The organism is Rothia mucilaginosa, from assembly GCF_964211445.1.
Taxonomy (GTDB): domain Bacteria; phylum Actinomycetota; class Actinomycetes; order Actinomycetales; family Micrococcaceae; genus Rothia; species Rothia mucilaginosa_E.
Genome location: NZ_CAXOQT010000032.1, coordinates 1 through 25436, shown reverse-complemented (window position 1 = coordinate 25436; position 25436 = coordinate 1). Strand labels below are relative to the sequence as shown.

The following is a 25436-nucleotide window of genomic DNA, read 5'->3' as shown; positions in this document are numbered from 1 at the left end:
GTGAACCTCATGGTTGAGTTTCACGGGTGAGCCGACAGTGTGGGCATCCTCGTGAGGTGCCGTTATGCCTTCTTGCGGCGGCGAGTGTACACGACGGTACCCGCACCGGCTGCAACAGCGATGAAGCCTGCAACCAGGGTGCCCTCAACACCGGAGGCACCGGTGGAAGCCAGAGGCTTGCCGGTGACCGGGTCGCAACCCTCACCCTCGTAGACGGTCTCGGACACGGTCTTGGTGGTGGTCTTCGCGCCGTTAATCGCCGCGGAGAAGCTCAGCGGAGCCATGTCCTTACCGGCATCGTAGAAGCCAGCGAACGCCTTCGCGCCCTCAGCAGTCAGGGTGGTTGCCGCACCGTTGACGCTCACAGCGTCAGAGGAGCTCTGCAGACCCGAAAGATCCACCTTCAGCAGGGCCACCTCACCGTAGTTAGTTGCCTTGCCGGAGGGGTCATTGCTGTTCATGGTCGCGTAGAGAGTACCGGAATTGCCGTTAATCTCAAGGCGCGGGTTCGCAATGGTGGTGTCCAGAATGCCGTGGTGACCGGTGAAACGAACCGAACCGCTGAAGGAGATGGAACCCTTACCGCCCTTGAAGGTGCCGGTGCCGTTAGACCAGTTGAACGCATCCGAAGAGTAGGAGGTGCCGTTCAGCTCCCAGCTACCGTTCGCGATGCCGCCGCGCACGTAGTTGCGGAAGGAATCACGCACGCCCCAGCCAAGGTTTGCGCTCTTAATGGTGCCGTCGGATGCACCCTGCTCCTGCACCTCGCGGGTGCGGGTGACGGGTACGCAGACAGGCTGTGCCGGGTTGTTGCTGACAGAACCGTTCGAGGAGGAACCGCCGTTAGAGACGCTGCCGGAGGTGCCTGCCGAACCATTAGAACCGGAGCCGTTAGCGCCAGAGTTACCGGAGGAGTTCGAGGAGCTGTTATCGGAGGAGCCGTTCTCAGAACCCTTGTTATCGGAGGACTTGCTCTCAGAGACGCGGGGAACCTCAACGGTGTTCTCCGCGGTCTGCTCGCTGAGCTTTACGGAGAAGCTCAGCGGTGCCATGGCGTTGTCGGCACCGCGGTACTGGCCCGCGAAGAGCACCTCGGAACCTTCAGCGGTGAGCGCGACTGCTGCGTTCTGTGCGGAGAAGACGCCGTCCTTCACGCTCGCGCCGGAGAGGTCCACCTCGGCGATAGCCAGGCCGGTCTTAGAAACGGACTTGCCGTCGCGGGTCAGCGCGTCAACGTCAGCGACCAGGGTGCCCTTACCGTTGACGACGACCAGGCGCATGTTCTTGATGGTGCTCTTGAGCTGACCGTTGTGGCCGGTGAACTCTGCGGTGCCCGCAAAGTTAATCTGACCGGTCTTGGTCTCGGGGTTGTACACGCCGGATGCCTGAGTGTACTTGAAGCCGCCAGCTGCGGTCTTCTCCATGCCCTCAACGTTCACGGAGCCGTGCGCGAAGCCGGTCAGGTACTTCAGGAAGGACTCGCGGATATCCCAGCTGAGGGTGCCGGACTCGACGACGTTGCCGGTGACCTTTTCTTCACGCTTGGGCTCGGTGGTTGCGGCGGGGGAGGAGGGTGCCGCGGAGGTGGGAGCTGCGCTCGGCGCTGCAGAAGTGGGCTCTGCGGGCTTGGGGTCTGTGGGCTTGGGTGCCTCGCTGGTCGGTGCGGAGGAAGGCTCTGCGGTCGGCGCAGCACTCGGCTCGGCGCTGGGTTCAGTGCTGGGCTCAGGGCTCGGCGCGGGTGCTTCCTTGGTCACGATGGTTGCGGAGAAGCCGAGCGCATCCAGCTCCTGACCTGCCTTGTAGAAGCCCGCGAAGGCGCCGGTTGCCTCTTCGGAAAGCTTGACGCGGGTGCCGTTTTCCTCGTCAACGCTGGGCAGGGTGATGGTGTTACCCTCAACCTTCAGACCGGAGGCGTTGAAAGTACCGATGGTCATGTTCTTGGTTTCGACCAGGTCGTTCGGGGTGGTGTTGCCGTTGTAGGGGCGCGACTGAACGTTGGCGCGCACGGTGCCCACGCCGTCCTTAATGGTGACGGAGAGGTCGGAGATGATGACTTCCAGCAGACCGTGGTGTGCGGTGTAGTGAATCGAGGAGCCGGTGAAGGTGACGGAGTATTCGCCGTTGGCTACGGTGCCTTCGGCGGCGGTGAAGTGGTAGGAGCCGTCTTCGTTGGTGGTGACGCCGGTCAGCTTCTGGGAGCCCTGGGAGAAGGGGCCGTTGATGTAGGAGCGGAAGGACTTCTTCAGGCCCCAGTTGACGGTGACGTCCTGCAGGCTCTGCTCTGAGGCTGCGGCAACCTCACCGGCGCTGATGTGGGAGTTGGTTTCAGCTGCGAAGGCCGCGGGTACGCCGGCGACGCCGCTGAGGCCGATGGTTGCTGAAGCCAAGAACGCCCAGGTGCGCTTGGTGAGAGAGGGGGTAGACATTCGGTGTCTCCTTGAATTTTGTGATTGTGGTGTTCGTATCAAGTCTAGACCTATTAGCCTACGTTTGTGTAACTTAATGCCTAGGGTGACTTGCTCATAAGGTTTACCTTAGCAAATTTTTTGTGGGAGCTATTGCCAAAACCGGTTTTTGGTGACAATATGTCATTAACAGTTTGGTGACACAGTGTCATCAAAACCTTTATTGTTCACCCACAAGCCGCTATAGGAGCTCACCAATGACTATTACCGCCCCCGCAACCACCCAGGAACGCTTCTCCGCACGCCTGAAGGAAAGCACCAAGCACGTCCACGACAACGCCGAACACTCCACCTTCATGGAAGACCTCATGGGCGGTTCCCTCAACACCGAGGCATACCTGCGCCTCATCAACCAGTACGTGCACATCTACGAAGCACTCGAAGCAGTCTCCGAACACTACCGCGCAGAACCCAACCCCATCACCGAGCCCTTCACCCACCCCGGCCTCGACCGCGCAGAATACATCCGCGCCGACATCCGCGCGCTCGGCCAGGACGGCGACATCGACGCGCCCCTGCCCGCAACCGAAGAATACGTAGAGCGCATCCGCGCCACCGTCAACTCCCCCGAACGCTACCTCGCACACCACTACCTGCGCTACCTCGGCGACCTCTCCGGCGGCCAGGCCGTCGCAGCACTCGTCAACCGCCACTACGGCATCCCCGCCGAAGCACTGAGCATGTACCGCTTCACCGAACTGCCCAAGCCCAAGGTCTTCAAGGACGGTTACCGCGAACTGCTCGACAACGCACCCCTGACCGACGAACAGCGCGAAGCCCTCATCGAAGAGTGCATCGAAGGCTTCCGCATTAACGCCTCCCTGTTCGCACAGTTGGGTCGTCAGCTGGTTGCCGCATAACGTCTCAACGCACAAACATGCGGGCATAACAAAAGGGGCGGATGCTTTTCAAGCATCCGCCCCTTTCGGCGTTAGTCTCAAACTAGTCGAAGACTAGCCCTTCGCAACCTCACCAAAGTGAGCTGCCAGAGTGCCCTCGTGAGCTGCACGCAGCTCATCCAGGTCAATGGAAACCTCATCCTGGAAGTCCAGAGCGTTCGACGCAGCATCCACCACACCAATACGTGCGAAGGGGAACTGGCGAGCGGTGCACATATCCTTGAAGCGCACCTCCTCAGAACGCGGAACCGAAACCACAACGCGGCCCAGGGACTCCGAGAACAGCAGGGTGAACAGATCCAGGCCGTCACGCTCAGCAACCTCACCCAGACCAATGCGGGCACCGGTGTTGAAACGCAGGCAAGCCTCAGACAGAGCGGCAGCCAGACCACCGGCAGACACGTCGTGAGCGGCATCAATCATGCCGTCACGAGACATGTTCACCAGCATGTCACCCAGCTGACGCTCCAGGGCCAGGTCAACCTTCGGCGGCAGACCGCCCAGGTGACCCTTGAAGCGAGCCCACTCGGAGCCGTCCAGCTCATCGCGAGTGGTACCCAGCAGGTAGATCGCCTGGCCGTCATGCTCGGGAGCCCAACCCGAGGGGGTGCGGCGAGTGACGTCATCCATAACGCCCATCATCGCCACCACGGGGGTCGGGTTAATAGCCTTGCCACCGGTCTGGTTGTACAGGGACACGTTACCGCCGGTCACCGGAACACCCAGCTCCATGCAGCCATCAGCCAGGCCGCGAACAGCCTCAGCGAACTGCCACATGACGTCCGGATCCTCGGGGGAACCGAAGTTCAGACAGTCAGACACAGCCACGGGGCGTGCACCAACGGTCGCAACGTTACGGTACGCCTCAGCCAAGGACGCGCGAGCACCCTCGTACGGATCCAGGTAGGTGAAACGCGGGGAGGCGTCGGTCGCCAGAGCAACACCGAGGTTGGTGTTCTCGTCCACGCGCACCACGCCGCCGTCGTCCGGCATGGACAGGGCGGTGTTGCCCTGAACGTAGCGGTCGTACTGGTTGGTGATCCAGGACTTGGAGCACATGTTCGGGGATGCCATGAACGCCTTGATTGCCTCGCCCAGCTCCTTACCGCGCGGGCGGGAATCGTCGGCAGCCGAACCGGTGAAGTGGTTAGCCTGGACGTCATCCTGCCACTCGGGGCGTGCGTAAGGACGCTCGTAGGTCGGGCCGTCGTGCGCAACGGTGCGGGGGTCAACATCCACGATGACCTCGCCATCCCACTCGATGACCAGGCGGCCAGAGTTGGTGACCTCACCGAGGAAGGAGTACTCCACGCCCCACTTGTTCATGATCGCTTCGAAGCGCTCCACGTTCTCGGGGGAGACAACAGCCATCATGCGTTCCTGAGACTCAGACATCAGGATTTCGCCCGGGGTCAGGGTGGGGTCACGTAGCAGAACCTTGGTCAGGTCGACGTGCATGCCGCCCTCACCGTTAGAAGCCAGCTCGCTGGTTGCGCAGGAAATACCCGCAGCACCCAGGTCCTGAATACCCTCAACCACGGAGCCCTTGAACAGCTCCAGGCAGCACTCAATCAGAACCTTCTCAGCGAAGGGGTCGCCCACCTGAACGGCAGGACGCTTCGAGGGCTTGGTGTCATCGAAAGACTCGGACGCCAGCACCGACGCACCGCCGATACCGTCGCCACCGGTGCGTGCACCGAACAGAACAACCTTGTTGCCCACGCCCGATGCGTTCGCCAGGCGGATGTCCTCGTGACGCATAATACCCACAGCCAGTGCGTTGACCAGCGGGTTTGCCTGGTAGCAGGAATCGAACTCAACCTCGCCGCCGATGTTCGGCAGGCCCAGGGAGTTACCGTAACCACCAATACCGGCAACCACGCCGCCAATAACGCGGGCGGTGTCCGGGTGATCAATCGCGCCGAAACGCAGCGGATCCATCACAGCAATCGGGCGTGCACCCATGGAAATAATGTCACGCACAATACCGCCCACACCGGTCGCAGCACCCTGGTAGGGCTCCACGTACGAGGGGTGGTTGTGGGACTCAATCTTGAAGGTAACAGCCCAGCCGTCACCAATATCGGTCACACCGGCGTTCTCACCGATACCGACCATCAGGTCCTTCTTCATCTCATCGGTGACCTTTGCACCGAACTGCTTCAGATGAACCTTAGAAGACTTGTAGGAGCAGTGCTCGGACCACATGACCGAGTACATTGCCAGCTCAGCCGCGGTAGGACGGCGACCAAGAATCTCCTTAATGTCCTCGAACTCGTTCTCCTTCAGACCCAGTTCAGCCCAGGGGAGTTCGGTGTCCGGGGTTGCCGCCGCGTGCTCGACGGTGTCGAGGTTAAACTGCTTTTCGCTCATAACTTCTTAGAATCCTTGTCGTGCGTTAGCGGGCGTTAATCAGGTTGGCAAGAACGGAGGTGAACACGCCGAGACCATCGGCGCCACCGCGCAGAGAAACCTCACCAAAACCGGAAGAGGAAGGACCGAAGCCGGGCTCCACAGCGTGCTCCGGGTGCGGCATCAGACCGACCACGTTACCGCGCTCATTGCTGATACCAGCAATGTCATTACGGGAACCGTTCGGGTTGAAACCAACGTAGCGGAACACCACGCGGCCCTCAGCCTCCAGCGCCTCCAGGGTCTTCGCGTCAGCAACATACTGACCGTCCTGGTTCTTCAGAGGAACAACAATCTCCTGGCCCGCAGCGTAGTCGCTCGTCCAGGAGGTGGAGTTATTCTCAATGCGCAGAGTCTGGTCACGGCAAATGAACTTGCGGTGATCGTTCTTAATCATCGAACCGGGCAGCAGGTGCGACTCAGTCAGAATCTGGAAACCATTGCAAATACCCAGAACAGGCAGGGGCGAAGAACCGGAGGTACCGGCAGCGTTAGCGGCATCAATCACCGAACGCATCACGGGAGCCTTCGCAGCAATAGCGCCGGCACGCAGGTAGTCACCGTAGGAGAAACCGCCGGGAATGATGACGGCATCAACGTTCTTCAGGTCAGCGTCGTCGTGCCACAGCTCAACGACGGTACCGCCAGCCAGACGGACGGCACGCGCAGCGTCACGGTCATCCAGGGTGCCGGGGAAAGTCACCACGCCAACGCGTGCATCAGCGAAGGCGGGATTCGGGGAGTAAGTAGAAAAGTCGCCAACCAGGGGGACTTCAGTAGGTGCGAGGGACTCTGCCATAGGTCTTAGTCCTCCAGAACCGAAACGTTCACAACGTCTTCGATGACGGGGTTCGACAGCAGCTCTTCAGCAGCCTTGCGGGCAGCTGCGAGGTGCTCCTCAGTAGCCTCACCCTCGACGGTCAGCTCGAAGCGCTTACCCTGGCGAACATCCACGAAGGAATCAACGCCGATACGGGGCAGCTCGTGAGAAATAGCCTTACCCTGCGGGTCAAGAATTTCGGGCTTGAGCATAACATCAACAACAATACGGGCCATGTGTGGGCACTCCTTGGGTGCGTGGGTTCTGTATGAGCCGTATCTCATCTTACCGTACTAACGACCGTAACGGGGGTATGCGTTCGGTTGGTGGATACCCTAAGAGGCTCGAATCACGTCTTTTACGCCTCGAGGGGCGGAAGATAGCGCTCGCACACCGCAAGCAGACGCTCACGCAGCTCAATGGAACGCTCCGACAGTTCACGCTGAATGCGTACGTACTCAGCCTTACCCTCGGTCGTCTCCACCGGAATCGGCTCGTACCCCCAGTCACGAATATCGTAGGGGGCCGCGCGCATATCCAGCTCGCGCGCATCCCACGCCAGGTCGAAACAATCCATGACCAGGGTCGAATCAACCAGCGGCAGTAGCTTATACGCCCACTTGTACACGTCCATATTCGCGTGCAGGCACGCGGGTTGCTCCAGGACGCGCTGCGTCTCACGGGTGGGCTGCAGCTCGTTCAACGGTGCCGCCTGCGGCATGAAGAAACGGAACGCATCAAAGTGCGAGCAGCGGATGCGGTGCTCCTCCACCACGCGGTCCGTACCCTCCGCGCCCAGGCGCAGCTGTAGGTAGTCGTGGCGGATATTGTTTTCCACCGACTTGTACGCCATCGCCCACTCGTGCATGCCAAAGCAACCGAACTGGCCCTTCTTCGCGGCCGTATTGCGCAGGATCTCGTGGGTGAAGGCAAGGGCGGTAGCGCGGCGCTCCACAAAATCGGTGACGTCCACGGTGACCGCGGAGGCGGCATCGGCTTGGGCGCGCGCCACCTCGGGGGTGCAACCAGCGTCAAGGAGCTCCTGCTCGGTTGCGGGTCGGTAAAAACGCCAGGAGGCGCGCTCGGGCGCGTCCAGCAGAATGATGCCGGCGCCGGGGTGCCAGCGCTTGAACTGGCCGGGCTTGAGCGTGTAGTAGGTGAAGAGGAAATCCTCCACGGGGTGCACCTCGTGGCGGGCACGACGCTGCGCAAACGGGTCAGCGTAACGGCCCGCACGCGCCTCATGAGCCGCCGCGGCGGCACGCCACTCGGAGCCATCCATCACCTGGGAAAACACAACACTACTCATGCTTCTAGCCTAAACGATGCCGCGACAAGGTAGGGCGTGGAATCTACCCACCAGAAGGTGGTGCGTAAAACTCACGTTCAAAATCGACAAACTGTGGGCTATTAATCACCACAGTCCGGAGATAACGGGCAAATTGACCCGCCCCTGCTCGTTCAAGCGCCCGAGGAATATCAATCTCCGCGAATCCCTTAGAGCGAGCATAAGACTCCTGGAAAAGATAGACCTCCGCAAATAAGGAGGGATGAGCATGTTCGGTGAGTTGCATCAGAAAATCATCCGCGCTGAGCGTCTCATAATTTTGGATATCTTGAGCTTCTTCCGTGGAAGCATAATCGAGCAGTTTACGGTCATCGGTGACCAGCGCGTGCATGCCGCCATATTGGGCCGCGGCATGCACGTGAAGATCGTCCGTATCGGGGAAGAAGGCAGGAGCATCAACAGGAAACCCGGAGATGCATGAGATGCAGGACTTAATGATTTGTTGCTTCCAGTTTTCAATGACGGCGTCGCTTATCGCTGGATTGGCTCGACGAACGTGGTAGCCAAACTCATCCATGATTCCGCTGGAGACGTGAGGCGTAAAGAACTCGTATTCACTCTTCACTGCCAACAATAAAATCCAATCCCGAAGAGTCTTGGACATCAGAATATTTGTATCCAGCAGAACAGGGTATTCGGCGGCTACCATGCGGGCCCTCCGAGGGCATCAATAAGGCCGTGTTCTTCCTCGAGCTCCCAGAGCTCTTTGAGGGCTTGCTCCTTCTGCGAAACAGTCTTTTTGAGCAGCTCCTTGCGGAAAGCGTCAGCATCCTCGGTACGGATACGGAAATGGGTACCTACCTTATGTGCAGGCAGTTCACCGGTACGAATAGCCTTCATGAGCGTGGGGCGGGAAATACCGATGCGCTGCGCCGCAACGGTCGTCGTCAAATCGTGAGGGACAACCTGAACATCAATACTCTGACCCTGCGCTAGGGCGTGGAGAACGTGCTGAATGACCTGGTTAAGGGCATCACCAAGTTGCTGGCTTTCCCGGCCCGAAACAGTCAGCTCAATAGTAGTTTCTTCAGAGTTCTTAAGAATCTCCCGCGCCTCTGCGCGAGCCTGGTTGAGGGTATCTTCCTCCAGAGGACTGGTTAGGGTGGTGGTCATTATCTTCTCCTTGGGGTTGGGTGAATAAGCGTCCGAAGGCACCACATCGATGGGGTGCGTATCATTCGGTGAGAGGCTCATCCACGGTTGATACAACCTTACCCTTAACTGAAATAACTGTAAAGTATTTCAGTTATTTCACCTATACAGAGAAAAAGGGGAGGGGCGGTGCCGAGAAAACCCAGCACCGCCCCTCCCGAAGCGTACAGCTCACAAACGAGCCTAGCGGCCAGTACCACCGTAAACAGTAGCCTCACCCTCAGCATCCAGACCGAACGCAGTGTGCACCGCGCGAACAGCCTCATCCAGCTTGCTCAGCTCAGTAATCACCGAAATACGGATCTCAGAAGTCGAAATCATGTCAATGTTCACGCCAGCAGCAGACAGCGCCTCAAAGAAAGTGAACGAAACACCCGGGTTGGTCTTCATACCCGCGCCAACCAGCGACAGCTTACCAACGGACTCGTTGTAAATAACCTCCTGGAAGCCCAGCTCAGCCTTAGCATCCTCCAGAGCCTTCAGCGCGGTCGGGCCCTGCGCCTGATCCAGAGTGAAGGAAATGTCGGTCACGCCCGGGCGGTCAGTGGGAACGTTCTGAACAATCATGTCCAGGTTTACCTTCGCCTCATTCAGCAGGCCAAACACCTTCGCTGCCGAACCGGGAACATCCGGAACACCAACAACGGTAATCTTTGCGCGGGTGCGATCGTGCGCAACACCAGAAATCAGGGGCTGTTCCAAGGGAATCTCCTTCAGATGGGTGGGGGTCAGTTCCGCGGACTCCTCCGGGATCACAATGGTGCCTTCAAGGTTCGAGAACGAAGAACGCACGTGAAGCTTCAAATTAAAACGACGAGCGTACTCGACACTGCGCAGGTGCAGAATCTTCGCACCATTCGCCGCCATCTCCAGCATCTCCTCGCTAGTGACGGTATCCAGCTTGTGCGCGGTCGGCACGATGCGCGGGTCGGCGGTGAACACGCCGTCCACGTCCGAGTAAATCTCGCACACATCAGCCTTCAGGGCAGCCGCCAGCGCAACAGCGGTCGTATCAGAACCGCCGCGGCCCAGAGTCGTAATGTCGCCGCTCTGACGGTTCATGCCCTGGAAACCAGCCACAATCGCAATGTTGCCAGCCTCAATCGACTCACGGATACGGTCCGGGTTGACCTCCACCAGACGCGCAGAACCGTGCACGCCGTCGGTAATCATGCCAGCCTGAGAACCAGTGAAAGACTGAGCCTTAGCGCCCAGGTCGTTAATAGCCATCGACAGGATGGCAGTCGAAATGCGTTCACCGGCAGTCAGCAGCATGTCCAGCTCGCGGGAAGGAGTGACATTGCTGGTGACTTCTGCGGCAAGGTCGAGCAGCTCATCGGTGGTGTCACCCATAGCGGACACCACGACGACCACATCGTTACCTGCCTTCTGAGTGTCCACGACGCGGCGGGCAACGCGCTTGACACCCTCCGCATCCGCTACGGAGGAACCGCCGAACTTTTGGACGATCAGGCTCATAGATATCTCCAGGTCAGTTACTTTGTGTGCTACCGGCAGACGCCGGCTCCTCATTTATAGTAGACGGCGTTCAGTGCAAGCGGCGAACTGCGCCCCCGTATGTATTGCCCCGTGAAATATTACGTAGTATTACGCGGTAGTGACGCGGGGTGCGGGGGCGGGTACAACAAGCCAGCAAAGGCGAGTTTTTAGGTCCACGGGTTCACGTAAGTGACACCCGGCAGCGGCGGAACATCCGGCTTCGGGGTGCGCAACGGGGCGTTCTGAATCGAGTGGATCTTCTCCTCGTAGTCGGGGGTGCGGAACACCTCCGGAGCGTCCTCCGGCTGCTCGGTCGCGGGCGCTTCAGCGGGTTCGGAGGCGGCGCTCGCCGGAGCCTCCTCAGCGGAGTCTTCGCGCAGGTCAGGAGTGGATTCTGCGGTGGGTTCAGTATCGGCAGAAGAGCCCTCATCGTGGGATTCCTCAGCCTCCTGCAGAACCTGCTCAATCAGCTGCTCATCCACTGTGCCCTGCACGCCTTCAGCCGCCTGTGGGGAGGAAACGGCAGAATCCTCAGAGTCCAGGTCGTCGAACATGCTCGAATTCCAGCGGCGACGGGTCTGCTTCGCCTCCTGAGCCTGAACCTGAGCCGCCTGCTCACGCTCCTGCTCCTCCTCACGGTTCACGCGCTCAAAATCCTCGGCGGCAGTATGAGCCACCGCGGTGCCCTCGCTAATGACGCGGCGGCCCTCCAACGCGCGGCCCAGAGTAATCTCGTCCGCGTACTCCAGATCGCCACCGACCGGCAGACCCGACGCCAGGCGCGACAGGCGCACACCCAGGGGCACGAGCATACGCGAGAGGTAGGTTGCGGTCGCCTCACCCTCAAGGTTCGGGTCCATCGCCAGAATAATCTCCTGGATACGCTCATCCGCCAGGCGGGACACCAGCTCACGGATACGCAGCTGCTCCGGGCCCACACCCGCCAGCGGGTTAATGGCGCCGCCGAGCACATGGTAACGACCGGTGAAGGAACGGGTGCGCTCAATCGCAACCACGTCCTTGGACTCCTCGACCACGCACAGCACGGACGGGTCGCGGCGCTCATCACGGCAGATGGAGCACAGCTTCGTTTCGGAGACGTTGCCGCACTCCTCGCAGAAGCTCACGCTGGTCTTCACCGTGGAAATTGCGTTAGCCAGGCGCGCCATATCTGCCGCATCCGCATTCAGAATGTGGAAGGCGATGCGCTGAGCCGACTTGGGGCCCACGCCCGGCAGGCGGCCGAGCTCGTCAATGAGGTTTTGAACTGCTCCCTCGTACATGGCTTCTCCTTCTGAGGCGGTGTGCTGTGCTGGTGTGTTGCTCTTGGGCGACGTTATGAGTATGCACCCAACCCCTGACAGTTTAGGGGCGTTTCGCGTAGCGAGTATGAGGCGGGAATGAGTGCGCCCGCCATCGGTGCGATGGCGGGCGCGGCACCTACGACCCCGAATTAGGGCTGGTGCAGGGGGCGTTCGTCAATGACGGTGCCACCAATAATTTTTTCGATAGCGCGCAGACCGATGAAGGTGCTGTTTTCGACCTTCTCGTCATCATCAGAGACGTAGTCCTCATCGGATGCGGCGCGTGCCGCCGGCTGTGCCTGCTGCGCCGATGCTACAGGTTCCGGTGCAGTCTGTGCAGCGGGCTGATCGGGTTTCTCTCCGCGTGCCGGCGCGTTATCGACCGGTGCGTTATCAACCGGAGCCGCCTGCGGGGGCACCGCCGGGGTAACCGGAGCAGCAAGCGGACCTGCAGGCTCAACCGGAGACGCGAGCGGACCTGCAGACTCAACCGGAGACGCGAGCGGACCCACCGGTGCTACAGGTTCAGCGTAGGGAGGCTCATCCTCAAAAGGGGGCTCCTCCTCATACGGCGGTTCCTCCACGTGAGGGGGCTCCTGCGAGAACGGAGGCTCCTGTGCATGCTGGAGTTCGGGGGCATGCTGGGGTTCAGGAGCGCTCTCCTGCTGCGGAACTCCGCTACCGGAAGCAGCAAAGGAATCACGCTCACCAAAACCACCCGTCGGAGCCGTCGGAGCCTGCTGAGCTACTGAAGCGACCGGAGGTTCAGGCGCAAGCGGGCCAGCCGGGACTTCCTGAACCGGTGCTTCCTGAATCGGCGCCTGCGGCGCAGCCGGTACAGCCTGCTGGGGCGCCTCCTCGGGGGCGCTCTGCGGAATCGGGGCGACCTCCCACGCGCCCAGGGGTGCATCCACGCTGGTAGACTCGGGGGTGTTTGCGCCGGTCAGCGGCTGACCGTGGCGACGCCACGCATCCTCACCGCCGCGCGGACCATCAGCCAACGGTGCCGGCTGAGCGGGCTGCTGAGGTGCCTGCGGTGCAGGAGCCGCCGGAGCTGCGGGCTGTGCCGGGGTAGGCTGCGCTACAGGCGCCGCCGCCGGGGCGGGCTTGGTCTGCTCGCCGGGCTTTGCCACCTGCGCGTGAATGGTCACCTGACGGCGCAGGAACTCACTCACGCGGGCGGTCAGCTCGGGCACAAAGCCCTTGACCGCGCGCAGAGTCGCAATGTCGGCGCTCACGTACAAGGTTGCGCCGTCCATGCGGGCGGGGCGAACCTTCATCAGCTGCTCCGCCGCACCGGGAACGCTCATTCGGTTAAGAATGGCACGCCAATTACCCTGAACCGCCGCCAGAGGATCATTCGGATCAAGCTTCAAAGGCGCGGAGGGGGTACCCGCCGGAGCTGCCGGGGCGTTACCCGCCAGGGGAGCACCGGTCGGAGCTACAGGTGCCTGAGTTGCAGGGGTCTGTGTCGCGGATGCTAGGGGTGCAGTGCTAAGCGGGGCGCCAGAAGACTGCGGGGTAGCCGCAGCAAGAGGCGCGCCAGCCAGCGGGGGAGCACCCGCACTAGCCTGCTGAGAACCAGCCTGCTGGGTGGGTTGAGTCGCCTCCTGAACAGGCGTGCTAGGAGCCTGTGCATTAGGTACCTGAGCTTCAGCAACCGGGCTCTTAGGCGCCTGGGTCTTAGGGGTCAGACCAGCCGCCGCCATACCCGCCGCGCGAGCCGCAGACATGCCGCCCTGCGCCGGAACAGAACTGGCAGAACCAGCAGCACCAGAAGCCACGCGGCGCTCCAGTACCTGCAGACGAGAAGCCAACGCCGCAACCTCAGCACCACCGGCAGAACCCTCCACCGCAGGCAGAAGCAGACGAGCACACAGCAACTCCAGTTGAAGCTCCGGATTCGCCGCACCCGTCATACCATTCAGAGTCTCATTCACCGTACCCGCGGCAACCGTCAGCTCACGCTCACCCAGAGACTGAGCCTGCTGAGCCAGACGCTCCAACTGATCCTGCGGAACACCCTGCAAAATCTGGCCGGCAGCCTGCGGAACAGCCTTCACCACAATCAAATCACGCAGACGCTCCAGCAGATCCTCCACAAAACGGCGAGGATCCTGACCGGTCGCCACCACACGCGAAACCGCGCCAAAGAGAGTCGGCGCATCCTTCGCGCCCAACGCCTCAATGACCTCATCCAGAAGCTGCGCGTGGGTATAACCCAGCAGCGCCACCGCACGGTCATACTCAATACCGTTCTGCGATGATGCACCAGCCATCAACTGGTCAAGAATCGACAGCGAATCACGCACCGAACCGCCGCCAGCACGAATCACCAGCTGCAGCACACCCGGCTCAACCGGCACCTGCTCCTGATCGCACAGGCCCTGCAGGAACGGCAGAAGAACCTCCGGCGGAACCAAACGGAACGGGTAATGGTGAGTACGCGAACGAATTGTACCCAGCACCTTATTCGGCTCAGTCGTCGCGAAGATAAACTTCACGTGCTCCGGCGGCTCCTCCACAATCTTCAGCAGCGCATTGAAACCCTCACGGGTCACCATATGCGCCTCATCAATAATGAAGATCTTGTAACGGTCACGCACCGGCGCCAAAGTAGCGCGCTCACGCAGGTCACGGGCATGATCCACACCGCCGTGGCTCGCCGCATCCATCTCAATCACGTCAAGGGAACCGCCGCCATCACGCGACAGCTCACGGCACGAATCGCACACACCACACGGAGTCGGAGTCGGACCCTGCGCACAGTTCAAGCAACGCGCCAAAATACGCGCCGACGTGGTCTTACCGCAACCACGCGGACCCGAAAACAGGTACGCGTGATTCACACGGTTCTTCTCCAGAGCGACCATAAGAGGTTCGGTCACGTGCTCCTGCCCGATAACCTCAGCAAAGGTCTCGGGGCGATAACGACGATAAAGGGCAGTGCTCACAGCAACCTCTTCAACTCGGGGTGCGGATAGGACAATCCCTACCATTTTAGACGCTCCACCCCCGGCACGAGTGGTCACCAGTCACCGGCGAACACACACCGCCACGACACCCACCCCAGCACCCGCTACGGATGCCCACCCGGGTAGCATGTACGCTCACAGAAATACCGCGGACGCACCGAATTCCCAAGAACCCAAAAATCCGGTACACTGGTTCTTGCCTCTTACGTGGCGTTATCTTGGAAAACTCCCCCAGGACCGGAAGGTAGCAAGGGTATTCGAGCTATGACGGGTGCGTAAGGGGTTTTTCTATGCCCAAAATCAGGCACCTGGGTAATTCGCGCCCGTCATACCCGTCTCACTGTCGTTCGGCGGCTTCAACCCAGGATTCCGCCTCGTTAGGGCTCGGCGGCTTCGGCGCATGATTTATTGCCTCGCGCGCTCGGAATCCTGCGCCTCAGCTCGCGCGCTCGGAATCCTGGGTTTCAGCGGTTGCGTAAGGGGTTTTTCTATGCCCAAAAGTAAGAGCACAAGCGCCCGCAAATGTGCTTTCTGTTACTTTTCCCATCCAAGGCTTGCGTGCTCGGCAAAAGCGTAGTAAAGTTTTATTCGTTGCCTACGCAATGCGTAGAAAACATAGCTGGAGGATTCGCCTAGCGGCCTATGGCGCACGCCTGGAACGCGTGTTGGGTTAACAGCCCTCGGGGGTTCAAATCCCCCATCCTCCGCCACCAATCCCCGGTCTTAGATTCTAAGACCGGGGATTTTTTATACCCCTTGGTACTATTTCTTCAGAACCCCCACGGGTCCACGCGCCGCCGAGGCGCCCCACACCTGCAGAAAGCACCACCATGATCTTCAAAAAAGTAGGCGACAGCCGCCCCTACCCGCAGCACGGCATGACCCACGCCGACTGGGGAGGAATCCCGCCGCAGCAGGTACGCCTCGACACCCTCATCACCACCCAGAAGACCCTCAACCTCGAGACCCTACTCGCCGAAGACTCCACCTTCTACGGCGACCTCTTCCCGCACGTCGTCAAATGGGGTGGCGAACTCTACCTCGAAGACGGCGTGCACCGCGCGCTCCGAAACGCCCTGCACCGCCGCGCCGTCATGTACGCGCGCGTACTGGACCTGGACTCTATCTCCCCGGCACTGCTGCCCGGCGCGTAAAAACCCACCTGAATACAGAAAAAGCCGCGGACCGATGCGATGAAGCATCAGGTCCGCGGCATTTTTATTGACGTATAACTGCTACGTATTTGTTGCTTAGGGCGCCACGCTTAGGATGCGACCTTCAGGTCCGCCTCCTGCACCGGAGACTGCTCCGGCAGAGACTCCTCGGAGTCCAGGCGAACCGGGTTGCCCTCGGCGTCAAAACGCGCTCCGAGGCCCATCTGAATGAAACGGATGGTATTCAGAATCTGGCGCTCGCGGGTCTCCTCGTCCGGCGCGTCCTCGGCGCGGCCAGCGCTCGAAGAGAGCGAACCGTGCACGAGCATCGCCAGTTCGCGAATATCGTTCTTGGGAATGTAGTTCTCAGCAATCGCGGCTGAGAGGATGTGTGCCAGCACCATCTGCAGCTCCTGCACGTGCTTGCCGAGCTTTGCGTAGGACTCGGGGGAGAGCATAGAGCGCATTGCCGGGCCCGGGGGCAGGTGGCGGCGCGCCAGGTCGTTGATCTGCAGGCGAATGTACACGGCGAGCTGGTCAATCGGGTTTTCGATGCCTTCCAGGCCGACGCGCAGTTCGTTGAGGAAGCGTTCGGTCTCGTCCAGGGCGTAAGCGACCAGCAGTTCGCCCATGTCGGCAAAGTAGTTGTAGACCGCGGTGCGGCCGATGCCGGCGTTCTTGGCGACGTCGGTCATGGTCAGGCCGGAGAGGCCGCGGTTGTAGAGGATCTCGCCGAAGGAGTTGAGGATGGCGCGCTTGGTGTTTTCGCGCTGGGCGGCGTTGGTTGCTGCAGAAATACGAGGCATAGTGACACTCTACCCCAAATCGTCATCAAATGACGAATTTATCGAATGTGTCACCAAGAAATTTGCCCAATTCATGCGAATTTTCATGTTTATGACAGAACAACCGCCCCTAGAGGAACCCCAAACGCGTAGCTGCCGCCAAATCAGCACCCACCAACGATGCAATCGGATACCCCGTATGGCCACGCCCCGGAGTCACCTGCAGAAGAGTCCGCACGCCCAAACTCTCGTAGAACGCGCTACCCTCCTGCGCCGCAATACGCGCCGACCAGCTCCCCTCAGCACTCGTCGCCATGCGCCGGCGACCAGACGGCGAACGCCCATCCAGCACGCCCACATGCCAGCTCATCAGCAGCCGCTCATGCGAAGAAGGATTCAGCGCAGCCTGCTCACGCACCCGCACGGGCACACCGTCAGCGCCGCCGCCACCGATGAAGGTGGCGCCACCTCCGCGAATCCAGTCAATATCGTGCGACAGCAGCTCATAGCTGAGGAACTCCGCGCCGCCCGAATATCCGGCGAGCCAGACGCGGCTCATATCCACCCCGTACGCCAGGGCAATCTCCTCAATGAGGGCGCGGACCATCCTGCCGTTTGATCGGGCGCGAACCCACCAGTTATAGGTCAGCGGAGGCGCATAAGCGCCAACATCCCTCAGCCGAGGCTCCCGCAGGCTACCCGGCGACAGCACCGGCACGGATAGCATGTTGAACTCAGCCGCCACCTTCGCCAACTCTGCACGCAACGGTGAAGTGCGGCGCAGCAGACGACTACCGGCACGGGAGAGATGATCACCATCAAAATAGAACAGCACACCGGGCGCAGACTCAGACTCGGTCAGAAGGTGCAGATTATCGACCCGGTAGTAGATATTGCGGCCGCGATGCGTAAACGACCGGTAGCCGAGAAGCTCAGAGGACGCCAGCAGCATCGGCTCCAGAAGGGAAATGCCGGTCCGTACCGCATGCGCCGCATAGGTCAGCAGCGGATGCAACCGCGGGATATGTGCGCTGAGCCTACGCTGATTGCGGTGCCGCCTCTTCTGCGCTCGACGTGCAGAACGCCGTAGCGAACGTCGTATCGAGGCGCGTAGAGCACGACCCGTACCCGCTTCCAGCAGGGATGCGACCTGCTCAGTACGGTGAGCGCCGCTGCGGTAAACTCCGCTGCGGTGAACTCTGCGGCTCAGTCTCTTCATATCTCCATTGTAAATATGCGGGTTTTGCCGCTACCGGGATGAGATGGTGCCGCAGGCATCCCACGCCGGGTAACCGGGTGTATGCGGCGTCCACACTCTTGAAAGGCGTCCACACTCTTGAAAGGCGTCCACACTCTTGAAAGGCGTCCACACTCTTGAAAGAGGCGCAGAAACCTGCCGCCGCCACGGCATATAGGTACTATTAGATAGGCTCGGGTGGCAGACGAGCCGGTGAGTAGCGCCCTGCATAGCGCGCTCACCCACCACGCGTGAGGGCGGTGCCCTCGCGTGAAGAAACACATCGCATGAAGAAAGACTTGGGGAAAGTAATGGCTAAACCCGTTAGCGAATCTAAGGCTCAGACGAGCACCGTCAAGGTGCCCTGGGCTGGTCGCCGCGGCTACTTTGATCTGCTGCTGGGCGCGTCCTGCGTCATCCTGATCATTTCGAATATTGGTGCAACCAAGGGTGTGGAGTTCGGTCCGCTGCCCTTCGAACTGCCCCTTATCGGTAACACCATCGTCACCGATGGTGGTTTCTTCCTTTTCCCTCTCGCCTACGTTATTGGCGACCTTCTTTCTGAGGTGTACGGCTTCAAGCGTGCCCGCCGCGCCATTGTGGCGTCCTTCAGCTCGGCTGCTTTTGCCGCCCTGTGCTTCCTACTGATTGTGCACCTGCCGCCGGCAAGCTTCTACACCGGCCAGGATTCGTTCGCACAGGTTCTCGGCCCGGTCTGGCAGATTTTTGCGGGCTCCCTGCTCGGCTACCTGTTCGGTCAGACCCTGAACGCCTGGGTCATGGTAGCGATGAAGAAGGCAAGCAAGGGCCGTTTCCTGTGGCTGCGCATGATTGTCTCCACCCTGGTTGGCGAGCTGCTCGACACCCTCATCTTCTGCTCGATCGCCGCACCGGTACTCGGCATCGACAGCATGGAAGCATTCCTCAACTACGTGCTGATTGGCTATATCTATAAGTGCCTGGTCGAGGTGCTCCTCATGCCGATCAGCTACCCGATTATTGGTTGGTTCAAGCGTCACGAACTGGAGTACGTGGCATAAGCTAACCTCCTTACAGCTGATGTGCAGAGCCGCCCGGCCTAACGACTGGGCGGCATTGCCTTTTCAGATTTGTTCAATACACAGCATGTCTAAGAAAGAGATACGTTATGTCTAAACTGCAGGGGAACACCCCCGAGCAGTCGGAGAAGAACGACTCGTTGAATCGTTCCCTCTCCCACGGCCAGTTGACCATGATTGCAATGGGCTTGGCGCTGGGTACGGGCCTGTTCCTGGGCTCCTCCTCCGCCATTAAGATTGCAGGCCCCGGCGCAATCCTCTCTTACGCTATTGGTTCGATGATTGCGGCAACCATTGCTGCGTGCGCGGGCGAAATGTCCGTGCGTCACCCCGTCCAGGGCGGTTTCGGCACCATTGCCAGCCGATACCTGAACCCCTTTAGCGGCTACCTGACTCGCTGGGCGTATTGGGCATGCACCGTGCCGCTGGCGGGTGCTGAGCTGGTGGCGGTTGGCCACTACATGGCGTACTGGTTCCCGGATGTTCCCCTGGCTGTGTTCGTTGCCCTCTTCGGTGCGATTATTCTGGTGCTGAACCTGGTGAGCGTGAAGTCCTTCGGCGCACTCGAGTTCCTGCTGTCCTCGATTAAGGTTTCTGCCGTCATCGTGTTCATGGTGATTGGTGTGCTGCTGGTATTCGTGGGTCTGCCCGGCCACGCTGCGGCGGGTACCGCAAACCTCGTGAACGACGGCGGCTTCCTGCCGAACGGTCCGGCATCCATCTGGATTTCGATGGCTGTTGTCATGTTCTCCTTCGGCGGTGTGGAAATGATTTCCCTTTCCGCAGCGGAGGCGAAGGACCCGGCACGCTCGGTGGCAACCAGCGTGAAGGCAATGATTTGGCGCCTGTCCACCTTCTACGTGGTGTCCATGGCGATTATTCTCTGCCTGGTACCCTGGCAGACCGCTGCGCAGAACTCGGAGCTGACCGAGTCGCCGTTCGTGCTGGTCTTCTCTGAGCTGGGCATCCCCTTCGCGGCGGACATCATGAACTTCGTGGTGCTGGTTGCTGCGCTCTCGGGTGCGAACGCCTCCCTGTACGCGGCAACCCGCCTGCTGCACGCCCTGGGCTCCGACCGTATGGCTCCCGCAGTGGCTGCCCGCACCTCCTCGCGCGGCGTGCCGGTCGTGGCTCTGCTGATCTCCTTCACCGGCGTTGTTGTGGCGACCGTGATGGCTGTTGCTAAGATCGGTGACATCTTCGCCCTGCTCATGGCGCTGGTGACCCTGTGCATCCTGGTCGTGTGGATCATGATTCTGCTGACCTACCAGGCGTACAAGAAGGATCAGAAGGACGCGTCCTCCTTCATCGTGTTGGGTGGCCGCGTTACCGCAGGTCTTGCCCTGGCGGGTGTTCTGGCGACCCTGGCGGCAATGTTCATGCTGCCCGGCTCGGGTGTTCAGGAATCCATCATGGTGGGCATCGTCTTCTTCGTGCTGATTTCTATTGGCTACGCCATTTCCTCGAAGGTTCAGGGCGGCTATGAGCGCCCCGACCTGGACGCTATGCACGCCAACGAGGACACCAACGCGGCACAGCACTAAATAGCGTGAAAGCCTCGCGAGGCTGAACCTGAAAAGGCACCGGATGGGGGAGCACCCCTGCCCGGTGCCTTTCGCTTTCTACGGGTTCCGGCGGCGCCGTTCTGAACGGCTCGGGCGTGCCCGTAGAATAGTTAACTATTCGCACCTGTCACCGAGGATATGAGGCCGCGGCCACCGGGTGCGAGCACACATTACACATCACGCCCCTAAGGCGTACTGACGGAAGGCACCTTCGTGTCCCACAACGACGATACCCGCAGCCAGGCTGCAGCGGGGACCGCCGGGCAGCGCACCCTGAAGCGTTCTCTGTCCCACGGACAGATGACCATGATTGTGATGGGTTCCGCGCTTGGTACGGGCCTCTTCTTGGGCTCGGGCACCGCTATTGCGATGGCTGGTCCTGCGGTCATTCTCACTTACGCTATTGGTTCTGCGCTCGCTTCGGTGATTGGCGCAGCAACCGGTGAAATGGCGGTTCGCTACCCTGTCCGCGGCGGTTTCGGCACTATTGCTACCCGCTACCTGGGCCCGTTCGCGGGCTTTTTGACTCGCATCGCCTACTGGACGGCGACTGTTCTGATTGCCGGCGTTGAGCTGGTGTCGGTGGCGACCTACCTGAATTATTGGTGGCCGCAGCTTCCGCTGTGGACGGGTATCGCCGCGTTTGGTGTGGCGCTGATTGTGCTGAACCTGACGAGCGTGAAGTCCTTCGGCATGCTCGAGTTCTTCCTCTCCTCCATTAAGGTCATTTCGATTGTTGCCTTCCTGTTGGTGGGCCTGTGCCTGATTTTCTTCGGTCTGCCCGGCCATGCTGCGGTGGGTACCGCTAACCTCTTCAATGACGGCGGTTTCATGCCGAACGGTCCGCAGTCGGTGTGGCTGTCGCTGGCTGTTGTGATGTTCTCCTTCGGCGGTATTGAGATGATTTCGATCTCTGCCGCGGAGGCGAAGGACCCCTCCCGCTCGGTGCGTTCCTCGGCTAAGGCGATGATGGTTCGTTTGGCGACCTTCTACGTGCTGGCGGTCCTGATTGTTGTGGCTATTATTCCGTGGCGTTCGGCGTCGGGTCTGGGCGATGCGGTGGAGGCTTCCCCGTTCGTTCTGGTCTTTGAGCAGTTGGGCGTGCACGGTGTGGCGCACTTCGTGAACTTTGTGGTGCTGATTGCGGCGCTGTCGAGTGCGAATGCGAACCTGTACGCGGGTGCGCGTCTGATGCACTCGCTGGCGGTTGACGGTATGGCGCCTCGCCAGCTGGCTCAGGTGAACCGTGCGGGCGTTCCGGCTCGTGCGGTGTGGCTGTCGACGAGCGGCATGGTGATTGCTATTCTGCTGGCGCTGTACAGCCCGAAGGAAGCGTTCCTTTCCATGATTTTCGTGATTATGGTGTGCGCGCTGACCGTGTGGGTTTTGATTCTGTTCGCCTACATTGTGTACAAGCGTGTTGAGCCGGCGACCGATGGTTTCCGCCTGTGGGGTGGCCAGTTCACTGCCGCGGTCGGTGTTCTGCTGCTTTTTGCGGTGTGGGTTGCGCTCTTCATGGTGCGCGGTTCCATGATTCCGGCTGTGGTGGGTGTGGGCTACTTTGTGGTCCTGAGCCTGCTGTACTTTGCTCGTATCCGCCATACTCACGTGATTGATGAGCAGACCTTTGTGGAGGCTCAGCAGGCAACCGGCGAGTACGACGCGATGAAGTACGACGCCGATCACGCTCTGGAGACCGCGGCGAAGCTGGGTCGTTAGGAGCTGTGGGTCCTGTGTTCGGGGATTTTACCCTTGAAATCCTGAGCCGGGTAGTCCGCGGCCAGTGCGGGTAATAAACGAAAAATACGGAAAATTTCTGGAATTCCTCGTAATAAAACCGTAAAAATACCGTGGGCTCTCAGAGCGGGTCTATTATAGACAGTGAACCGTATGATCTTGTATGCGTTCAAATGTCTGTGTGTTGGATGAGGCTCGAAAGCATCGTAGCTTTCGAGCCTCATCATTTTAATTTCTGAACATATCTTTAGAGCATTAACCCTGGATAATGTGTTCATTTGTTTTATATTGCGAACCTGTGTGAACAACCCCCTCAAAGCGGCGGGAGAGTAGAGTTAAAACCATGCAAAGCCACGAAAACACCCCCGAAAAGAACTATGCCTCCGAGGCAGGTACCACCGACGAACTGCTGGTGCACGTGCCCGCCCGCTGGGGCGACATGGACGCCTACGGCCACGTCAACAACGTCGCCATCCTCTCGGTCATGGAAGAAGCCCGCGTGGCGCTCTTCGGCCCGCCTCCGTCGTCTGGTGAGAAGCCTACCGTGGCGCCGCAGCCTCCCATTCCGCTTTTCGACCTGGTTGCCGAGGGCGTGCAGGCGCTCATTGCCGAGCACGGCATCCGCTACCTGGCTCAGCTGCCCTACACCGGTGAGCCCGTACCCGTGCGCCTGAGCGTGGAGAAGGTCAGCGCCGCATCCGTGCGGATTGGCTACTCGATTCTCTCTCCGGTGGATGGCCGCGAATGCGTGCGTGCCTTCACCGTGCTGGCGTTCTGGGATTCCGTGGCGGGGCGACTGACTCGACTGAGCCCCGAGCAGCGTGAACTGCTGAGCTCCTACCTGCCGCAGAAGTAGAGGCGCTCCGCTGTAATAAACCGAATCTTGAACGGGGTTAAGCGTATGCTTTAAATACCTTCTGCAAAGGGTGCAAAAGGTTCATTCCCGGGAGAGATAACGATGTCGTTCCACCACACTCAGGCAGGCCCCGCCGGTTGGGGTCGCCGCACGATGCGCGCCACCGGATGCGCCGCCGCCCTGCTCCTCGCCCTGACCGGCTGCTTCGGCGGTTCTCAGAGCGAAAACTCCTCGTCGACCCCCAGCCCCTCCAGCACGGCTAACCACTCGAAGTACCCGCTTCCTTCCTCCACGACGTCCCCGTCGCCGACGAAGAAGACCGAGCCGACCGTCACCGAGACTCAGGCGCCCGCTCCCAGCGAGAGTGCCGAGGCGAAGGCGTCCGAGTCCTCCGCACCCGCTGAGGCGAAGGAAACCCCCACCGCGGCAGCAACTCCCACCGGTGACACCCCTCGCGCGCCCGAAAAGGTGGAGGCTGAACGCGCCTCCGCCGGCGAGCGCTGCGGGCACATTGGACGCAAGGGCTACTTGAAGACCGGCGCGGAAATCATCGTGCTGCGCGGTACCGTGGACTGCGCTCACGCGCTGGACGTGCTGACCGAGTACGTCACCACCCCGCGTGCCGACGACAACCTGACCCAGCACCAGGTGGCGAAGGTTCAGGACGCCACCTGCTACTGGAACCCGCAGTACGAGATGGCTGAGAACCGTCGCGAGGACCGCGGCGCCCCCGAATGCACCATTGGCGATGACGTCGCTTTCGTGGCTCGGCTACAGAATCCCGATGCTCCCGACATCCCGTTCCTCATGGATCCTGCCCGGTACGATTCTGGTGCCGGCTACTACCGTTTCAAGAGCTACGATGAGCGCACCGTTTGCGAGTTGAATCCCGCTGAGTCGACTCTGACCTGTGAGCGTCGTCTGGGTGGTCAGCTCACCGATGGTAACGGCGCGGTGGGTCGTACCTTCTCGGCACCGGTGCGCATCACCCGCATGAATTTTGCTACGGGTGCCTACGATGAGCGCGTGGAGGATGTCGCCCCTGCGACTCTGCATGCCGAGAGCACGACTGCGAACACGCTCATGCTGCGCCCGAATAATGTGACGACGTTCCCTGCGGCTTCCGGCAAGCAGATTACCTGCTACGGTGAGCCGGAGGATGGCATGATGACCTGCCACGACGGCGGAACCTACTCGGTTCCGATTGGTGGCGGTCAGTTCTAAAACGGAGCGCGTGGGCATAATGGTTTGTCGATAGCTCAGGAGGGGCTCCCCACAATGCTGGGGAGCCCCTCCTGCTGTGCTCTTCTTCCGGGTGCGCTCTTTCTGCGGTGTTTTTAGGGGGCTCCCTGCGGGCTCCTAAGAAGGCGTATAGCTAGCTCACAGGTAGCGTCTTTAGAATACTGGGTAGGAACCCGAACCGATGACGCAGAAAGGTCACCATGCATCCGGCACAGAAGCACTATACCCAGACTTCTTCTACTACTCTCCGCACCGCTAAGCGTTACAGCCCCGTGGCGCTCGGTGCCACGCTCCTGCTTGCCCTGTCGGCATGCTCCGGAGGCGCCACCACCGCCTCCCCGAGCGCCACCGCAACCCCCAGCCCCAGCGCTACGAGCGCGAAGGCAACTGCCAGCCCCACCCGCACCGCAACGGTTACTGAAAGCACCCCGACTGCCGGTACTGTGCACACGCCCACCGCAGCGGCGACCGTTACCCCGGGCACCATCACCACCGCAAGCCCCGCGGCAACCGTGCAGGCGAGCGCGGCGGCGAGCTCATCCGCATCGGCGAAGGCCGGTTCGAACGCTTCGGCGAGCGCGTCGAGCACCGCTAGCCTGTCCAGCTCGGATGTTCAGGCTGCTGGCGGTAGCTGCGGCAGTATGGATGCTACCGGCTACCTGAAGCACAACGCTACGGTTCAGGTGACCTCCGGTGCGGTGGATTGCCTGTTTGCGCGTGAGCTGGTCCGCCAGTTTGTGGTGCAGAATCCCGCCGAGGTGACCGATAAGGCGAATGGTGAGCGTACCGTTATGTCGGCGCGTTGCTACTGGAAGCCTGGTGACGGTGCGGATCGTGCGACCCCCGAGTGCGTGTCCCTGGATGGTGGTAGCACCGTCATTACCGTGAAGCTGACCAACTAGCCTGCGGCTCAACCCCGTAAGGTTT

General features: G+C 60.6%; 20 protein-coding genes, 1 tRNA gene and 1 other RNA gene. 10 read left to right on the top strand and 12 right to left on the bottom strand.

What is annotated here, in order from left to right:
* Positions 1-62 precede the first annotated feature (62 nt).
* Positions 63-2426, bottom strand: coding sequence for an HtaA domain-containing protein (locus AB8E48_RS07840; RefSeq protein WP_368886337.1), 2364 nt, complete (start codon positions 2424-2426; stop codon positions 63-65).
* Positions 2427-2662: 236 nt separating this feature from the next.
* On the opposite strand from AB8E48_RS07840, the gene AB8E48_RS07835 reads away from it, so the two are divergent.
* Positions 2663-3325: a heme oxygenase (biliverdin-producing) gene (locus tag AB8E48_RS07835; protein ID WP_311452369.1), complete on the top strand. Its 663-nt coding sequence runs from the start codon at positions 2663-2665 to the stop codon at positions 3323-3325.
* A 93-nt stretch (positions 3326-3418) separates the two neighbouring features.
* On the opposite strand, the gene purL is transcribed toward AB8E48_RS07835, so the two are convergent.
* From purL to AB8E48_RS07790, 9 genes are all read right to left on the bottom strand, one after another.
* Complete coding sequence (purL, locus tag AB8E48_RS07830; RefSeq protein WP_368886336.1) at positions 3419-5737, bottom strand: phosphoribosylformylglycinamidine synthase subunit PurL; 2319 nt, start codon at positions 5735-5737, stop codon at positions 3419-3421.
* 25 nt (positions 5738-5762) lie between these two features.
* Positions 5763-6575, bottom strand: a complete 813-nt coding sequence (gene purQ / locus AB8E48_RS07825; RefSeq protein ID WP_049340283.1) for a phosphoribosylformylglycinamidine synthase subunit PurQ — start codon at positions 6573-6575, stop codon at positions 5763-5765.
* A 5-nt stretch (positions 6576-6580) separates the two neighbouring features.
* Complete coding sequence (gene purS / locus AB8E48_RS07820; RefSeq protein WP_005507194.1) at positions 6581-6832, bottom strand: phosphoribosylformylglycinamidine synthase subunit PurS; 252 nt, start codon at positions 6830-6832, stop codon at positions 6581-6583.
* A 122-nt stretch (positions 6833-6954) separates the two neighbouring features.
* Entirely contained in the window at positions 6955-7905 is a 951-nt protein-coding gene (locus tag AB8E48_RS07815; RefSeq protein ID WP_368886335.1) for a 3-methyladenine DNA glycosylase, read from the bottom strand.
* A gap of 43 nt (positions 7906-7948) precedes the next feature.
* The gene (locus AB8E48_RS07810; RefSeq protein ID WP_368886333.1) at positions 7949-8593 is read right to left on the bottom strand and encodes a PIN domain-containing protein; all 645 of its coding nucleotides are present in this window, start codon (positions 8591-8593) and stop codon (positions 7949-7951) included.
* Positions 8587-9057, bottom strand: a complete 471-nt coding sequence (locus AB8E48_RS07805; RefSeq protein ID WP_368886332.1) for a helix-turn-helix domain-containing protein — start codon at positions 9055-9057, stop codon at positions 8587-8589. Before AB8E48_RS07805 ends, AB8E48_RS07810 begins: the two co-directional genes overlap by 7 nt.
* A 222-nt stretch (positions 9058-9279) precedes the next feature.
* A complete protein-coding gene (locus tag AB8E48_RS07800; protein ID WP_070833300.1) occupies positions 9280-10575 on the bottom strand; it encodes an aspartate kinase in 1296 nt (431 codons plus the stop codon).
* Between the two features lie 188 nt (positions 10576-10763).
* Positions 10764-11879, bottom strand: coding sequence for a recombination mediator RecR (gene recR, locus AB8E48_RS07795; RefSeq protein WP_368886330.1), 1116 nt, complete (start codon positions 11877-11879; stop codon positions 10764-10766).
* 170 nt (positions 11880-12049) lie between these two features.
* Positions 12050-14854 carry a DNA polymerase III subunit gamma and tau gene (locus AB8E48_RS07790; RefSeq protein ID WP_368886328.1) on the bottom strand — a complete coding sequence of 935 codons (2805 nt, stop codon included), beginning with the start codon at positions 14852-14854 and terminating at the stop codon, positions 12050-12052.
* A 215-nt stretch (positions 14855-15069) separates the two neighbouring features.
* Here AB8E48_RS07790 and ffs point away from each other — a divergent pair.
* The 3 genes from ffs to AB8E48_RS07775 all read left to right on the top strand — a co-directional run bounded on the left by ffs (position 15070) and on the right by AB8E48_RS07775 (position 16029).
* Positions 15070-15166: signal recognition particle sRNA small type (ffs, locus tag AB8E48_RS07785), an RNA gene on the top strand.
* 330 nt (positions 15167-15496) lie between these two features.
* Positions 15497-15585: transfer RNA gene (locus tag AB8E48_RS07780), tRNA-Ser, on the top strand.
* Between the two features lie 120 nt (positions 15586-15705).
* Complete coding sequence (locus AB8E48_RS07775) at positions 15706-16029, top strand: type II toxin-antitoxin system VapB family antitoxin (protein ID WP_005507186.1); 324 nt, start codon at positions 15706-15708, stop codon at positions 16027-16029.
* A 110-nt stretch (positions 16030-16139) separates the two neighbouring features.
* Here the strand turns inward: AB8E48_RS07775 and AB8E48_RS07770 are convergent, their stop codons facing one another.
* Positions 16140-16835 (bottom strand): TetR/AcrR family transcriptional regulator, encoded by a 696-nt coding sequence (locus tag AB8E48_RS07770; protein ID WP_303983390.1) that lies wholly within the window; start codon positions 16833-16835, stop codon positions 16140-16142.
* Positions 16836-16944: 109 nt separating this feature from the next.
* Positions 16945-18033, bottom strand: a complete 1089-nt coding sequence (locus tag AB8E48_RS07765) for a hypothetical protein (protein ID WP_368886327.1) — start codon at positions 18031-18033, stop codon at positions 16945-16947.
* A gap of 329 nt (positions 18034-18362) precedes the next feature.
* On the opposite strand from AB8E48_RS07765, the gene AB8E48_RS07760 reads away from it, so the two are divergent.
* From AB8E48_RS07760 to AB8E48_RS07735, 6 genes are all read left to right on the top strand, one after another.
* Positions 18363-19091, top strand: coding sequence for a queuosine precursor transporter (locus AB8E48_RS07760; RefSeq protein WP_070846970.1), 729 nt, complete (start codon positions 18363-18365; stop codon positions 19089-19091).
* Between the two features lie 107 nt (positions 19092-19198).
* Positions 19199-20653, top strand: a complete 1455-nt coding sequence (locus AB8E48_RS07755) for an amino acid permease (protein WP_368886326.1) — start codon at positions 19199-19201, stop codon at positions 20651-20653.
* A 234-nt stretch (positions 20654-20887) separates the two neighbouring features.
* Positions 20888-22393 carry an amino acid permease gene (locus AB8E48_RS07750; protein WP_368886325.1) on the top strand — a complete coding sequence of 502 codons (1506 nt, stop codon included), beginning with the start codon at positions 20888-20890 and terminating at the stop codon, positions 22391-22393.
* Between the two features lie 361 nt (positions 22394-22754).
* Entirely contained in the window at positions 22755-23267 is a 513-nt protein-coding gene (locus AB8E48_RS07745) for an acyl-CoA thioesterase (RefSeq protein ID WP_368886324.1), read from the top strand.
* Between the two features lie 102 nt (positions 23268-23369).
* A complete protein-coding gene (locus tag AB8E48_RS07740; protein ID WP_368886323.1) occupies positions 23370-24491 on the top strand; it encodes a phosphoglycerol transferase in 1122 nt (373 codons plus the stop codon).
* A 218-nt stretch (positions 24492-24709) separates the two neighbouring features.
* Positions 24710-25411: a hypothetical protein gene (locus AB8E48_RS07735; RefSeq protein WP_368886322.1), complete on the top strand. Its 702-nt coding sequence runs from the start codon at positions 24710-24712 to the stop codon at positions 25409-25411.
* Positions 25412-25436 lie beyond the last annotated feature (25 nt).